The organism is Conyzicola nivalis, from assembly GCF_040548875.1.
Lineage (GTDB): Bacteria > Actinomycetota > Actinomycetes > Actinomycetales > Microbacteriaceae > Conyzicola > Conyzicola nivalis_A.
Genome location: NZ_JBEPSJ010000005.1, coordinates 221,097 through 235,350, shown reverse-complemented (window position 1 = coordinate 235,350; position 14,254 = coordinate 221,097). Strand labels below are relative to the sequence as shown.

Below are 14,254 nucleotides of genomic sequence, written 5' to 3'. Positions count from 1 at the left end.
CCCGGAGGCTAACCTCTGGCACGCGTGGCTGAATCTGAAAACGCCCTAGACCTCTCGTCCTATCGAGCTGTTGTTACCGGCACTCGAACTCCGGTACGAGTGTGGTGAGTTTTAGCGGTCGATCGGATGAAGTTCACCACCCGCCGCGAAGTATCGGCGATCTCGTATTCTGCAGGCACGGCGCTAAGACCGTCCTCGTCGAACTGCTGAAGAGTGATTCGCACGGCGTCCAGAACGCTGTCCGCCTCGACACCACACGTGATTGTCCCGCCCACGTCGATGGCCTCAGGACGCTCGATGGCGTCGCGCAACGACACAGCGGGGAAACCGAGAACTAGCGATTCCTCGCTTATGGTGCCACTGTCGGAGAGAACCAGACGAGCAGACTGCTGAAGCTTTATGTAGTCGTTGAATCCGAATGGCGCGTGGAAAACGAGCTTGCTTTTCAGCTCTTCGGACTGGCCCTCAAGCCGCTTGCGTGTTCTCGGATGCGTCGAAACCAGGACCGGCAAATCATATGCCTCGGCCAGCCTGCCGAGGGCGTCGAGCACCGCCGCCAAACGTTCGGGGTTGTCGACATTCTCCTCGCGATGGAGGCTGACCAAGAAGTATCCCCGCTCAGTCAGGCTCTGTGCTTCAAGAATCTCGCTTCCGTCGATTCCTCCCGCGTTGCCCGCGAGAACTTCACGCATCGGAGAGCCGGTGAGCAGTATTCGGGCCGGATGAATTCCCTCACCCAAGAGATTGCGACGCGCATGCTCCGTGTACACCAAGTTGTAGTCCGACACATGATCCACCAGGCGCCGGTTGGTCTCTTCCGGTACGTTCTCATCGAACGAACGGTTGCCCGCTTCCATGTGGTAGACGGGGATCTTCATGCGCTTAGCCATCACGGCAGAGATGCAGCTGTTCGTATCCCCTAGGACGACCATCGCGTCCGGCTTCTCGGTCAGCAGTACCTGCTCGACCTTTTGAAGGATCGACCCGAGAACGGCTCCGAGAGAGCTGGTGTCGGCTTCTAGGAAATGGTCCGGTTTGCGCAGCCCGAGGTCGTCGAAGAACACCTCGTTTAGTTGATAGTCGTAGTTCTGGCCGGTGTGCACGAGAACGTGGTCGGTGTACTTGTCGAGTCGCTTGATGGTCGCGGCGAGACGGATGATCTCGGGGCGGGTCCCAACGACCGTCAGGACTTTCAGTCTCTCAGTCATGTCGTACTGCCTCTGCGATCGTGTCCGGAAACGCCGGGTTGAAAATGTCGTTGGTCCAGAACGAGGTGTACAGCGTTTCTGGCCCGGTGTTCGTGATGTTGTGCGACCACATCGTAGGCATGTCTACGGCAGCCGGCGCATCGCCGGTAACTTCGAACTCGATCACATCGTCGGTGAACATTCTTCTTAACGCGATCGTCGCGGTCCCCGAAAGCACGGTGAAACGCTCGACTTTTCGTCGATGGAAATGATCCCCGCGACTAATTCCCGGTTCCGTAGTCGAGAAAGACGACTGACCGGTTCCACCGTGTGTACGGATTATCTCGAAGAAGGATCCGCGTGAATCCGCGTGCCGGGTCAGCTTCACCGGCGCTTGTGTCGGAAAGGTGAACGAGCGGTAGGTGTTGAAGAGGTCCCGGTCGAAGTTGTTCGCGACGTCGGGAATCTCACCCCGAGAATAGACTGCCGAAATTGCGACGAGCTTCTGAAGAAGTTCCGAAACAGCGATGTCCATCTCGAGACCCGCCTGATCCGCAATAGGCGTCACACCGCTCAACAAGTCCGCCGCGTTCTGCACGTGCAGCAGCGTAAGTGTCTTGTCGTTCTCGACAGAAGGGGTTTCGCCGTTCGCGATGAGATGACTGAACGTCGAGGTGACCGCATTATAAAAGGGACGGCCATGCTCGCCGAAGAGATTGGGCAATAGCACGTCGTCGAACTTCGCTCCGACCGCAGCGGCGGCATCGGCAAGCACCTGACTCGCCCGAGACTTGGATTCGCCGTATATCGACCCGTTCGTAGCCTGAGTCGAGTTGGCGAACGCGATGGAGCGCGGGGCAGATGCCGCAGAGCGAATTGCCTCCGCGAGCTGCGTCGCGAATAGAACGTTTCCGTCAGCCACTTCGTCATCACTGCCCCTGTTGATACCGGCGACGTGAATGACTCGGTCTGCGCCATCGACGGCAGCCGTGGCCGCCGTGAGATTGAACGCGGCGCCCATGTCAACCCGACTGACATCGGCGCCCTGCTCGACCAGCGCCGAGCGCAAATGCCAGCCGAGAAACCCGTTGGATCCGGTGATTGCGATACGCGTCATGCTCAGCGCGACCGCTCCGCCGCACGGCCGGCGAGAGCAAGCTCGGCACGAATCTCCGGAAGGGTCAGGAGCAGCCCCTCAATGTCAGAGACGCTCATTCGATCGACGGTGTGCGAGTCGTAGTCCGAGTACTGCGTCTGAGTGACGTCTCCCTCTTCCACATAGACGCTGTAGTTGAGGTCACGGTTGTCGGCAGAAATGCGGAAGTACTCGCCCATGTCCTGGGCGCGAGAGAGCTCCTCTCGGCTCGCAAGCGCCTCGGAGAGTTTCTCGGCGTGGCGCGTGCCGATGACCTCGACAGAGGCGGAGGGCTGGAACAGGTTAATGACGGCTTGGGCGAGGTCGCCGATCGTGCATGACTCCGCCTTGCGTATGAACAGGTCGCCCTGCAATGCGTTCTGAAAAGCGAACTCCACGAGGCTCACCGAGTTATCAAGTGACATCATGAATCGCGTCATGTCGGGGTTGGTTACGGTGAGGTTTTTACCGGCTTTGAGCTGACGGATGAAGAGGGGGATGACCGACCCGCGCGAATACATCACATTGCCGTAACGCACGCACGAGACCGTGGTCTCGGCGTTCGGGTTGTTCAGGCCGTGCGATTGCGCGACTTTTTCCATCATCGCTTTGCTCATACCCATGGCGTTGACGGGATAGACGGCCTTGTCCGTGCTGAGGCAGACGAGGGAGGACACACCCGACGCTTCGGCGGCACGCACGACGTTCTCGCTGCCAATGACGTTGGTCTTCACGGCTTCCATCGGAAAGAACTCGCAGGAAGGCACCTGTTTTAGCGCGGCGGCGTGAAAGACGTAGTCGACGTCGCGCGTGGCACGCTCGACGCTCAGGTAGTCGCGCACGTCACCGACGTAAAAACGCACCCGAGGGTCGTCGATGTCGTGGCGCATTTGGTCCTGCTTTGCCTCGTCGCGGCTGAGCACGCGGATTTCTGCAACGTCGCGTTCGAGGAGCTTTTTGGTGACGGTGTGACCGAACGATCCGGTCCCGCCTGTGACCAAGATCCGCTTGCCTGCATATTCGTCGCGCATTGTGTTCTCCTTCAATTGGCTTTGAGGCACATCTGGAATGACGCGACGAGAGCGCTTAAATCGTCGACCGCGACATCCTGGTGCACAGGGAAGTTGATGATGTGTTTGGACAGATCGTTCTCGAGTTCAAAGCCGATTCGCACTGGCTCGATAAGCGTGTGATAGAGGCTGACCATTCCGAAGCCTGCCTCGTTCATAACACGATAGATGGCATCGCGGTTGTCTCCCGCAATGCGTACCGGGAGCGTCTGGGGAACGTCGTCGGCGTCGAGCCGTGGCCATATCAGGGTGAACGCGGTGCCGTGCTCGGGGAGGGCGCGCAGTAACTCTACGATGGTCTCGAAGTTGCGGCGTCGGGCACTCGCGATCGACGCCCAGTTATACGAGAGGATCGTGCTGGCCAGGGCAGGACGAGTCGACTTCTGGCTGGTCACGAGGTCGGTCCGCGGGTAAGTGATCATCCCGCCCTCGCCGACGGGAAACATTTTATGGAGCGAGAAGAGATTCATGTCGCCGAACGAACCGGCGCCGCCGGTGCCACGCGACGAGTAGAAGCCGTGGGCGAGGTCAGAGACCAGCAGCATGCCGTGGCGGTCCGCGAGCTGGCGAAGCTCGGCAGTTCGCGGATCGGTGCGTCCGAAGTAGTGGATCACGACGAGCACTCGGAAAGACTCCGTTTTGAGCATTGCGCTGAGCGCCTCGACGTCGACGGACAGATCGTCATGCAGTGCATAGAAACCGGCTCGGGCACCGACATTCAAAACCGGGTCGAAAACTCCGCTGCCCTCGTTCGCCGACCAGCCGATATAGGCCGGCAGCAGCACTCCCTCCTGGGGGTCGTCGAGGACCGCGGTCAAGAAGTCCTCCATGCCTTCCCGCGCTGACGCGTAGAAAAAGGCGGGCTGCAGTTGTGTCTGCGGGTCGACAGCGGTCTTGGTAATTGTCGTCATGAAGCGGATCCTCGCGGAGTTCGCCCCGGTATGGCCAGCGACATACGGTCGCTCAGCCCCTCGAGGCGGTAGTGAACGGTGATTTCGTGGAGGGCAGATTCGGGGACAGACACGAACGCCGTCTTCAAGCCAGGGAACATCTCGCCCAACCCGGCCAAAAGGTCGTCGTCGAGGAAGCTGGGGAGCGATCGTGAATTTAGGATCGCCGGACCGAGCAGCCCCACGGTTGTCGGACCGCCTCCAGCGTCGACAACAAGTTCGCAGAATCCGTAGGCGTCGTACGTCGCGAGCGAGCTCGGCAACCCGACCACGCGCAGATCGGCGTGGCCCTGCGGGATCGGACGGGTGGTCCACGCGCTGGTGGACTCGGGCAGGTAGCCCATGCGGGCATACAGTCTGCGGGCGCGCTGGTTGTCACGGAAGACGTCGAGCTTCATCGTGCTGATGTGCGGTCGTGCCTCGAGGAAATCGTCGATGAGGGCAGTGGCAATGCCTCTGCCGCGGGCAGACTCGGTAACCGCGACGTAGGAGAGGAAGCCGACACCGTCTTCGAGAATTCTGAAGTCGGCGAACCCGAGCAGCCGGTCGTCGTCGGTAGCACGTGCGGAGGCAAGCACTCGGTCGGGAGTGGCTCTCGGATATCTGACTGCGACCGCGAGATGCGCCGCCATGCCGGGCTGTGCGTAGGCGAGGAAGGGCGCTCGCGATGGGTCGAACGAGTCTCGCACGAGCTCGACGATTGCAGCAGTGTCATCGACGCGCACCGGTGCTAAAACGAAATCAGCCATTTTTCCGAGCCGCTCGTCGCTCGTCGTCGAAATTTAGCATCTTTGACTCGGGGTCCACTTCGATGCCGCTGCTCTTCACCACTCGCAGAACCGTGAGCGCGAGGATGCGAAGATCCAAGCGAAAGGACAGGTTGCGCACGTACCAGACGTCCATCGCCAACCGCGCGTCCCAGGATGCAGTATTGCGACCGTTCACCTGCGCCCATCCCGTGATTCCGGGCTTGACGGCGAGGCGCAACATCTCCGCTTCGGTGAAGTGCTCGGTGTAACGGACGAGCAACGGGCGAGGGCCGATCAGAGACATATCCCCGCGCAACACGTTGACGAGTCCGGGCAGCTCATCGAGGCTCGACCGCCGAAGCATGGAGCCAAACCGGGTAAGCCGAAGCCCGTCGGGCAGCAGCCCTCCCGAAGCATGCCGCTCGTCCGTCATCGTGCGGAATTTGTACATGGAGAAGAGTTTGCCGTCTTTGCCCGGTCGCGCCTGCTTGAAGATGACCGGCCCTCCGAGCTTCGCCCGCACGGCAAGGGCGACGACGCCCATTGGCACGCAAAGAGCTACAAGACCCGCGAGGGAGGCCGCCACGTCGGTCGCCCGCTTTACCGCCAGAAACCGCGGCCTGAGCAGACTCGCCTGCTCGAGGGATTCGATGAATTGGGCTGTACCCACCTTCAGCGCCAGTTTTTCGCGATAGAAGCGGCTGCCTGATTCGCCCATCGCTCGACGCTGTTCAGGAGCGAGCGACTGCAACCGGCGGATGGCCGCGGCTAGGGCTTCTGCGTTTTCTGGCTCGAACGCGATTCCCGCAGCAGCCTTCTCCACCATGTCCGCAGCATCGCCTTCTACGCCCATCAGGATTGGTCGACCGGCCATCAGGTAGGCCTGGGTTTTTGACGGAATCGTTATCGCGAAAAGTGGATCGCGGCGCAGGTGCACAAGCAGCGCATCCGAAAGTGTCAGGATCTCGCCGATCTCTGCAATCGGGCGGCGCGCGAGGAAGGTCACGTTGTCGAGTTTCATGGCGGTCGATCGTCCTCGCAGGCGCTCGAGATCCAGCCCGCCACCGACTAGCACTATCCGGATCTCCTGTCGGTCGCGTAACAACGCGGCGGCATCGAGAACCGTGTCGAGCGCCTGCACCGTGCCCATGTTGCCGGCGAACGTCACAGTGAACCTGTCGTCGAACCCCAGCTCGCTGGCCCTGCTCGCCGTGGGCGCGCTGACGTCGATCTGCTTCTCGTCGGCCCAGTTCGGGATGACGTCGATGCGGCGCTCAGGAACCCCGCGCTCGACGAGCAATTTCTTGAATCCGGGCGAGAGCACCGCGACACGCGCAGCGGAGCCGTAGATGCCCGCCATCGCCTTTCCGACCGCCCGCAGAATTTTCGGACGATTGAGCATCCCCGTCACACCGAGAGTGTCGGGCCACAGGTCTTGAACGTCGTAGACAAAGGGCACGCCACGCAACCACTTGGCAACTAAAGCTGGCAACCCGACAGTCGCCGGCGGGTGATAGACATACGCGACATCGGGGCGTTTTCCCGCGAGCACGCCGACGCTGGCGGATGCTGCGAAGCTCGCGTAGTTGAGAACGCGCTTGACGCTCGATCCGTCGTGGCTTGGGTAGAGCGGCAGCCGCAAGACGTTCACGCCCTCGACCACCTCGCGCTGGAATGACCGGATCTTGTAGCCGTCGTAGACCTTGCCGCCGGGATAGTTGGGGAAACCAGTGAGCACCTGCACCTCGTGACCCTGCTGGATGAGTTCCTTAGCGAAAAGGAGTCCCTTAAAGGTCGGTTCGGGGTCGAACCACTGAGTGATCAAGAGGATGCGCAAGGGACGCACGAGACCTTCCGTAGTAGTTTCCGGCCGAGAAGACGCCATCAAAGGACGATGCGGTATTCGGGAAAATAGTGCGAGCCCTCAGGCCACTCGCGCTCTGCCGCCGCGAATTCCGCGCGTTTCGCCGCGACCAATTTTTCGTTCACAACGGGCTGCAGCACGCGCTGCCCTGACTTGAAATCTACTGCACCATTAGGGGCGAAGGAGCGCTTGTACCGCTCGATGCCGTCGCCGGGGGTTGGGCCTCCGCCGAGAACGAAGTGCTTCTTGCCCTTGGTTCGCGCCCAAGTGACCACCTCGAACTTGAGCAAGTCGTTCGGTCGGAACTCGAAGGCCTCGCTATCGGTGCCACCTAAGAAGGAGTACACCGATTCGTCTGAGACCAGCACCAACTCGGTCGAGATGATCACGCCGTTTTGCCGCGCGTGGAAGAAGGCAAACTGTCCGGGTAGACGGTCGATGATGGCTTGAAAGAAGGAGCGGGGAAAAAAGTATCCGGAGCTGGCGTCGCGTCGATCGAGCGTGCGCTCGTAAATCCGAAGGAAGTCGTCGAGATACTCGCCACTCTCGTCGGTCGTCACAGAAATCTCGTTGCGCAAAGCCTTCTTGACGTTCTTACGCACTTTCTGCTCGAAGCCCATCCATATGGACTCGTCGGTGCCCTCGAGCGAGATCACGATGTTGGTCGACCTGATGACCACCTCCCCCGGGTAGGGAAGGTAGCTGTCGGCGAAAAGTCCGAATCGGATGAACTCAGTCACGATGTTGTGGCTTATGACCCAGTTATCGAAGCCATCCCAGAATTCCTTTGCGAGCGCCGTCGCCGACCCGGTGATCCACGCTTGCGGACCGCCATAGCCGTAGGGTGTGATGAGGTCGCTCGCGGGAGCTTCTGCGCCTTCGCCCGGCAGGTCGATCGGCCGTCGAACAAACGTGTAGAGCACCGAACCCTCGGCCGAGGTCAAGTGCGCCCCCATCGCGGATGCACCGTCGGCCGCGAACAGCGCCACGTAGTCAGGGTGGTTGTACACCTCGCGTTTTTCGGTCGCAGACCATGCCGCGATCCAGTCGTCGCGGTCACGGGGGTCGCTGGCATTCCAGACGACGAATTCGGTCTCCATGCCGTTAGCCCGTGACGGCGCGTTGGTCAAGAAACGAGTGCAACGCACCGCGAACCCGGTCGATTTCCGCTTCATCGAGCGCCGAGCCGCTGGGCAGGGTGAGTCCCGTCGCGAACAGGCGCTCCGAAGTTCCGTCGACGACTGCGGGAGCGTCGGCGAACACGGGCTGGAGATGCATGGGCTTCCAGAGCGGACGGCTCTCGATGTTCTGCTCGAGCAGCGCTGCACTGAGCTGGTCGGAGGTCCATCCGGTAACGCCGGTGTCGATGACGATCGACGTAAGCCAAAAGTTGTCCTCGTCGTCGTCAGTCGCGCCGAAGATGGATACTCCCTCGACTCCGGCGAACAGCTCGTGGTAGAGCTCGCGCATCGCGCGGCGCTTGGCGATCATCGAATCGAGGCGGGTGAGCTGCGCGCGGCCGAGAGCTGCCAGCAGGTTGCTCATCCGATAGTTGTAGCCGATCTCGGTGTGCTCGTAGTGAAGCGCCGGCTGCCTGGCCTGAGTCGCGAGATAACGGGTGCGAGCTGCGAGCTCGACGTCGTCGGTCATGAGCATTCCACCGCCCGACGTCGTCATGATCTTGTTTCCATTGAATGAGAAGACTGATGCCGCTCCGAAAGAGCCCGCTGCTCTGCCGCGGTGTGTGGCGCCGAGCGATTCTGCGGCGTCGGAGAGAACGGGGATACCGTCCTCGGCCGCGATGGCCAGAATCTCTGTGTAGTTGACCGCCTTGCCGAGCAGGTCTACCGGAACGATCGCGGCGACGCGGGCACCAGTTGCCCGGGCCTCCACGATGGCTTGACGCAGAAGGTTGGGGTTGATGTTGCCCGATTCGAATTCGGAGTCGACGAAGAACGGCCGAGCCCCGGTGTACACGATCGCGTTCGCGGTGGCAGCAAACGTCATGCTCGACGTGATGACCGTGTCACCCGGCTTGACGCCCAAGCCGAGTAGCCCGAGGTGCAGTGCGGCAGTTCCCGAACTCAACGCAACGGCTTGAGCTACGCCAATACGGTCGGCCATCTCCCGTTCGAAGGCATCAACGTCTGGGCCCAGAGGTGCGATCCATCCCGACCGCATCGCCGCGACGACGTACTGCTCTTCGAGGTCGCCGACGTCTGGGGACGACATGTAGATTCGGTCGTTCATCGAGTGGTGCTTCCTGTTGGAGGAGTCGCCACTGTTGCTGTGGCGGCGGTGGCGTCGACCGGGGTCGGCGTCGAGGTGAACTTGCGACAGCGTTCGTCCCAGCGGGCCTTGTCGAGGTTTTCGGGAGCGATCGGCGAAACCGCGGTGTGCGAGATTTTGGGGTGGACAGGTCGTTCGTCGGTCTCATTGACTCCGACGAGTTCTTCGTGCAGCTTCTCGCCCGGACGTAGGCCGGTATAGACAATGGCAATGTCTTGTCCCGACATGTCGATCATCCGCTGCGCCACGTCGAGAATCCGAACGGGCTCGCCCATATCGAGAATGAGCACTTCGGCCGGACGGCCGATGCCGCCTGCTTGCACAACCAGCTGGCAGGCCTCCGGAATGGTCATGAAGAATCGAGTGACGTCGGGGTGAGTGATGGTGAGGGGCCCACCAGCCTCAATGAGCGATGTGAAAGTGGGCAACATCGAACCGCGACTGCCGATGACATTTCCGAATCGGACGGATAGGTATCGCTGGCCCGACTTCTGTGCAGCCCATGCCGTGAGTTTCTCCGCGACTCGCTTGGAGTGCCCCAAAATGCTTGTGGGGTTTGCAGCTTTGTCCGTCGAGATGTTGACGAACGTGGTGACGCCGACGGCTTGAGCGGCCTTCAGCACGCTGAGCGTACCCAGAACGTTGGTCTTCCAGGCTTCGTCGGGAAACTGCTCGAGCATGGGGAGGTGCTTGAGGGCAGCGGCGTGAAAAACAACCTCCGGGCGGCGGTCCTCGAAAATACGAAGCACTGACGCTTCATCGCGGATGCTCGCGAGCACAACGTCAGGCGTGTCGAGAAGCCCGTGGCCGAAAATCGAGATCTGCGTACTCTGCAGTCCAGTTTCGTCGTGGTCGAGCATGATCAGCTCTGATGGAGCGAACTTGTGAATCTGACGACACAGTTCAGATCCAATCGACCCGCCGGCGCCTGTCACGAGAACGCGCTTGCCCTTGAGGTATCCCGCTATCGACTCCACTTCGGTGTCGACAGGATGACGACCGATAAGGTCTTCAATCGAGATGTTTCTGAGGTCTCTGAGTCGTGATTTGCCCTCTAGAATTTCCTCCAGCGGCGGAAGCACTTTCACTTGGAGTCCTGCCGCGGTGGCCTCGTCGGTGATCTCGCGCAAAAGCGCCGCATCAGCCTTCGCGATCGCCACGACGAGCGTCGTTGCATTGGTCTTGTGCGCTATCTCAAGTAGATCTCTCCGCGTGCCAAGAACACGAACTCCGTCGAACCAGCTGTTTCGCCGGGCCGGGCTGTCATCGATGAGGCCGGCAGGCACATACAAAGAGTTGCGATCGGTCAGCATGCGCCGCACTATGGTCGACCCTAGATAGCCGGCGCCCAGCACCAGTGCGATCTCGCCGTCGACGTCGTGCTTGATGGTGCGTTCGACGATGAGTCGCTTGGTGTACCGAACGCCGCCCATGAGCACAAAGGCAATCGGTATGGCGATGATGAAAACGCTCCGCGGCACCTGGATCACTGTGCCGAACAGTGCGACAGGAATGCCGACAATCGCCCCGGTCAGGAGCACCGCGTAAAGCAGCGATCTCACTTCGGCGAAGCTGCCGTAAGGGTGCCGTCCGCGGTAGAGAAAGACGAGCCAGCCGGTGAACAGCTGGACAAGCACCGTAGCGACACAGACAACGGCCAGCCATCGCCAGCCCACCAGCGCCGAATCGAAGTCGTAGCGGAGAAACTCAGCGAAAACGAGTGCAATAACCCATGTGATCGCGTCGATGGCGTACTGGGTTCCGAACCGGCTCATCGGCCCGCGAGCTCGCATCTTCTGAATTTGCTTGAACGCCAGATCTGTAACGGACATCAGATCGTCCCATTCGCCGAATAATCGTCGCCGTGGAGGTCTATCTCGGACGTCTCTCCTGCACGACCGCTCAAGAGCATCTTCGACATGTGTTCCTTTTAGTTCACTTCAGAAAGTCTGATTTCGCTACGAAACGTGCGAGAAACAAACGCTCCTATTCTCACACATTGATTCCATCTCAGGTTCGATTGCGCGTTGCGCTACGGAACAGCGCCCGCTGTATAGTCCTGACACACCATTCTGCGCGTTCGCGAAGGACTTTCGCACCATACGCGGAACGTCACACGGCGTCGGTAATCAGCCGCTTCCCCAGCGACACAGTGTCATCGGGCAGGTAGCCGAGCGCCCGGTAGAAGCCGATCACTCGTTCGTTGCCTGAGCGCACCTGCAGGTTGACCTTCGGGCAGCCGATCGCGGTGAGCATCCGCTCGCCCTCGGCCATGATCGCGCGCCCGAGCGACTCGCCTTGGTGCGCGGGGGCTACGGCGAGGTAGTGCACCCAGCCGCGAGTTCCGTCGAAGCCGAACATCGCGGATGCCACGATCCGGCCGTCGATCTCGCCGACCAGGAACATCTCCGGCTGCACCGTGAGCTTGCGGGCGATGTCTTTCGCCCGGTCGTTCCACGGGCGGGTCAAGCCGCAGTCGTTCCAGAGCTGAATGACGGATGCCTCGTCGGCTGAAGTGAACGGGCGGAGGCGCATCGCTCAATTGTGTCAGGCGGCGGTCCCTGAGCTTGTCGAAGGGGCGCTTCGACAGGCTCAGCGACCGGTGGGAGGGCGCTTCGACCGGCTCAGCGACCGCCTAGATGTAGAAGTCGGGGGTGTGCGGCGTGCGCGACCGCACTTTCGCGGGAACGCCCGTCAGCAGCGAACCGTCGGGCGCATCCGTCAGCACCACCGCGTGCGCGCCGATCACCGATCCGGCGCCGATCACGACGGGCCCGAGCACGCTAGCACCCGTGCCGACCACCACTCCGTCGCCGAGCGTGGGATGCCGCTTCTCCGGGTTCGACGACGTGCCACCGAGAGTGACGCCGTGGTACAGCATCACGTCGTCGCCGATGACGGCGGTCTCACCGATCACGACACCCATGCCGTGGTCGATGAAGAAGCGCCGGCCGATGACCGCGCCGGGATGGATCTCCACACCGGTAAGGAAGCGCACGAACTGCGAGACGATGCGCGCCAAAAGTCGCCGACGCCACGACCAGAGCCGGTGCGCGAGCCGGTAGCCCCACACTGCGTGGAGCCCAGAATAGGTGAGGAACACCTCCGCGCCGCTGCGCGCGGCGGGGTCGCGGTGGCGGGCGGTGGCGATGTCCTCCCGCAGGCGGGAGCGCTTCGACAAGCTGGGGCGCTTCGACAAGCTCAGCGACCGAGACGTCTAGTCGACCAGGTCTTCGTACAGCACGGTGGAGAGGTAGCGCTCACCGTAGCTGGCCACGATCACGACGATGGTCTTGCCGGCGTTCTCGGGGCGTGCGGCGAGCTCGAGGGCGGCGGTGACGGTCGCTCCGCTCGAGATGCCGGCGAGGATGCCCTCCTCGGCGGCGAGCCGGCGGGCCATCTGCACGCTCTGCGTGATGTTGACGTCGATGACCTCGTCGTAGACCTCGCGGTCGAGAACGTCGGGCACGAAGTTGGCGCCGATCCCCTGGATCTTGTGCGGGCCGGGCGCCCCGCCGTTGAGGATGGGGCTCTCGGCCGGCTCGACGGCGACGACGGTGAGGCCGGGCTTCTGCTCCTTGAGAAACTGGCCCGCACCGGTGATGGTTCCGCCGGTGCCGATGCCCGAGACGAAGATGTCGACGGCGCCTTCGGTGTCTGCCCAGATCTCGGGGCCGGTCGTGGCGCGGTGGATCGCCGGGTTGGCGGCGTTTTCGAACTGCTTGGCGAGGATCGCTCCCGGGGTGTTCGCGACGATCTCGGCCGCCTTGCTGACGGCGCCCTTCATGCCCTCGCCGCCGGGGGTCAGAACCAGTTCGGCGCCGTAGGCACGCAGCAGTACGCGGCGCTCCTTGCTCATTGTCTCCGGCATCGTCAGGATGACCTTGTAGCCACGGGCCGCGCCGACCATGGCGAGGGCGATCCCGGTGTTGCCGCTGGTGCCCTCGACGATCGTGCCGCCGGGCTTCAGCTCGCCGCTCTTCTCCGCGGCGTCGACGATGGCGACGCCCAGGCGGTCCTTCACGCTGGCGCTGGGGTTGTAGAACTCGAGCTTCGCGAGCACCGTCGCCCCGAGGCCCTCGGCCACCTTGTTGAGCCGGACGAGCGGGGTGTTGCCGAAGATCTCGGTGATGTCATTGTGGATGGGCATGGAAGCTCTTCTCTTGTGAACAGGTTGCCGACGGTCAAGTTTAGAGTTCGCCGGAGCATCCCTCTGCTTTTATGACACTCTGCGGCAGGCGTGAGCCTAGTCGCGTGCCATGAACCACTCGGTGAACTCGCGGGCGCGGCCGTCGTCGGCGAAGCGGATGACCCAGAGGTTGTCGTAGTCGGGCTCGTCTTCGTAGTTCGTCTCGCCTTGGACGAAGGCGGTGTCGCCGTCGAGACCGACGAGGTTCCAGTCGAAGCTCCAGGTTCCCGGCTCGTCGCTGTGCTCGAGCCAGCCGACGACGATGCCCTGGTGGCCCTGCCACGGCTCGGGGTCGAAGGGACGCGCGTGATAGACGGCGTCTTCGGTGAACAGGGCGGTCACGTCGTCGGGGGCGTTGCTCGTCCAGGCGGCGCGGTAGAGGTCCATCCAGCGCTCCACGTCGGCGCGCGTGGTCACTTCTCCGTTCCCTTGCGCACCATGAACCACTCTGTGAACGCCGCGGCCTTGCCGTCGACGAGGCGAACCAGCCAGAGGTTCTCGAAGGTGGGGCGGTCGTCGAGGTACTCGGTCACCCCCTGGATCACCGCCGTGCCGTCGTCGAGCACACCGCGCACCTCGTAGTCGAATTTCCAGACCTCGGGGCTGTCCTGCTCCTCGAGCCAGCCGGCGACGATCTCCTCCCGTCCGCGCCACGGGGTGTCGTCGCCTGGCCGGAACTCGTAGAGCGCGTCGTCGGTGAACAGCGCCGCGACATCATCGGCGTCGTTGCTGATCCAGGCATTCTTGTAGGACTCGGCCCAGGCGGATGCTTCGTCGATAGTCGTCATGCGCTCAGTTCTATCCGCGCCGGGCCTGCGGCG

Annotated in this window: 14 protein-coding genes; all 14 read right to left on the bottom strand. The window is 62.0% G+C overall.

Translation table 11 applies throughout. The features are described from left to right. Positions 1-59: 59 nt before the first annotated feature. A complete protein-coding gene (wecB, locus tag ABIE21_RS17410; protein ID WP_354026117.1) occupies positions 60-1,208 on the bottom strand; it encodes a non-hydrolyzing UDP-N-acetylglucosamine 2-epimerase in 1,149 nt (382 codons plus the stop codon). Beyond that, a complete protein-coding gene (locus ABIE21_RS17405; RefSeq protein WP_354026116.1) occupies positions 1,201-2,304 on the bottom strand; it encodes a polysaccharide biosynthesis C-terminal domain-containing protein in 1,104 nt (367 codons plus the stop codon). Before ABIE21_RS17405 ends, wecB begins: the two co-directional genes overlap by 8 nt. Positions 2,305-2,306: 2 nt before the next feature. Further along, entirely contained in the window at positions 2,307-3,353 is a 1,047-nt protein-coding gene (locus ABIE21_RS17400) for a polysaccharide biosynthesis protein (protein ID WP_354026115.1), read from the bottom strand. A gap of 11 nt (positions 3,354-3,364) precedes the next feature. Then, a complete protein-coding gene (locus tag ABIE21_RS17395) occupies positions 3,365-4,303 on the bottom strand; it encodes a DegT/DnrJ/EryC1/StrS family aminotransferase (protein ID WP_354026114.1) in 939 nt (312 codons plus the stop codon). Next, positions 4,300-5,091: a GNAT family N-acetyltransferase gene (locus ABIE21_RS17390; RefSeq protein ID WP_354026113.1), complete on the bottom strand. Its 792-nt coding sequence runs from the start codon at positions 5,089-5,091 to the stop codon at positions 4,300-4,302. Before ABIE21_RS17390 ends, ABIE21_RS17395 begins: the two co-directional genes overlap by 4 nt. Continuing rightward, the gene (locus ABIE21_RS17385) at positions 5,084-6,928 is read right to left on the bottom strand and encodes a sugar transferase (protein WP_354026112.1); all 1,845 of its coding nucleotides are present in this window, start codon (positions 6,926-6,928) and stop codon (positions 5,084-5,086) included. The genes ABIE21_RS17390 and ABIE21_RS17385 overlap by 8 nt, the downstream gene beginning before the upstream one ends. A 47-nt stretch (positions 6,929-6,975) precedes the next feature. Then, entirely contained in the window at positions 6,976-8,055 is a 1,080-nt protein-coding gene (locus tag ABIE21_RS17380; RefSeq protein ID WP_354026111.1) for a lipid II:glycine glycyltransferase FemX, read from the bottom strand. A gap of 4 nt (positions 8,056-8,059) precedes the next feature. Next, positions 8,060-9,205 (bottom strand): DegT/DnrJ/EryC1/StrS family aminotransferase, encoded by a 1,146-nt coding sequence (locus ABIE21_RS17375; RefSeq protein WP_354026110.1) that lies wholly within the window; start codon positions 9,203-9,205, stop codon positions 8,060-8,062. After that, a complete protein-coding gene (locus tag ABIE21_RS17370) occupies positions 9,202-11,076 on the bottom strand; it encodes a polysaccharide biosynthesis protein (protein WP_354026109.1) in 1,875 nt (624 codons plus the stop codon). The genes ABIE21_RS17375 and ABIE21_RS17370 overlap by 4 nt, the downstream gene beginning before the upstream one ends. Before the next feature lie 280 nt (positions 11,077-11,356). Beyond that, positions 11,357-11,779, bottom strand: coding sequence for a GNAT family acetyltransferase (locus tag ABIE21_RS17365; protein WP_354026108.1), 423 nt, complete (start codon positions 11,777-11,779; stop codon positions 11,357-11,359). A gap of 100 nt (positions 11,780-11,879) precedes the next feature. Further along, positions 11,880-12,425: a serine O-acetyltransferase EpsC gene (epsC, locus tag ABIE21_RS17360; protein ID WP_354026107.1), complete on the bottom strand. Its 546-nt coding sequence runs from the start codon at positions 12,423-12,425 to the stop codon at positions 11,880-11,882. A gap of 36 nt (positions 12,426-12,461) precedes the next feature. After that, positions 12,462-13,394, bottom strand: a complete 933-nt coding sequence (gene cysK, locus ABIE21_RS17355) for a cysteine synthase A (RefSeq protein ID WP_354026106.1) — start codon at positions 13,392-13,394, stop codon at positions 12,462-12,464. 96 nt (positions 13,395-13,490) lie between these two features. Beyond that, positions 13,491-13,820, bottom strand: coding sequence for a nuclear transport factor 2 family protein (locus ABIE21_RS17350; protein WP_354026205.1), 330 nt, complete (start codon positions 13,818-13,820; stop codon positions 13,491-13,493). A gap of 26 nt (positions 13,821-13,846) precedes the next feature. Further along, positions 13,847-14,221, bottom strand: coding sequence for a YybH family protein (locus tag ABIE21_RS17345; RefSeq protein WP_354026105.1), 375 nt, complete (start codon positions 14,219-14,221; stop codon positions 13,847-13,849). Positions 14,222-14,254 lie beyond the last annotated feature (33 nt).

Coding starts and splice junctions, on each gene's coding strand:
- wecB (WP_354026117.1), bottom strand. CDS start 1,208: ATGACTGAGAGACTGAAAGTCCTGACGGTCGTTGGGACCCGCCCCGAG.
- ABIE21_RS17405 (WP_354026116.1), bottom strand. CDS start 2,304: ATGACGCGTATCGCAATCACCGGATCCAACGGGTTTCTCGGCTGGCAT.
- ABIE21_RS17400 (WP_354026115.1), bottom strand. CDS start 3,353: ATGCGCGACGAATATGCAGGCAAGCGGATCTTGGTCACAGGCGGGACC.
- ABIE21_RS17395 (WP_354026114.1), bottom strand. CDS start 4,303: ATGACGACAATTACCAAGACCGCTGTCGACCCGCAGACACAACTGCAG.
- ABIE21_RS17390 (WP_354026113.1), bottom strand. CDS start 5,091: ATGGCTGATTTCGTTTTAGCACCGGTGCGCGTCGATGACACTGCTGCA.
- ABIE21_RS17380 (WP_354026111.1), bottom strand. CDS start 8,055: ATGGAGACCGAATTCGTCGTCTGGAATGCCAGCGACCCCCGTGACCGC.
- ABIE21_RS17375 (WP_354026110.1), bottom strand. CDS start 9,205: ATGAACGACCGAATCTACATGTCGTCCCCAGACGTCGGCGACCTCGAA.
- ABIE21_RS17370 (WP_354026109.1), bottom strand. CDS start 11,076: ATGTCCGTTACAGATCTGGCGTTCAAGCAAATTCAGAAGATGCGAGCT.
- ABIE21_RS17365 (WP_354026108.1), bottom strand. CDS start 11,779: ATGCGCCTCCGCCCGTTCACTTCAGCCGACGAGGCATCCGTCATTCAG.
- cysK (WP_354026106.1), bottom strand. CDS start 13,394: ATGCCCATCCACAATGACATCACCGAGATCTTCGGCAACACCCCGCTC.
- ABIE21_RS17350 (WP_354026205.1), bottom strand. CDS start 13,820: ATGGACCTCTACCGCGCCGCCTGGACGAGCAACGCCCCCGACGACGTG.
- ABIE21_RS17345 (WP_354026105.1), bottom strand. CDS start 14,221: ATGACGACTATCGACGAAGCATCCGCCTGGGCCGAGTCCTACAAGAAT.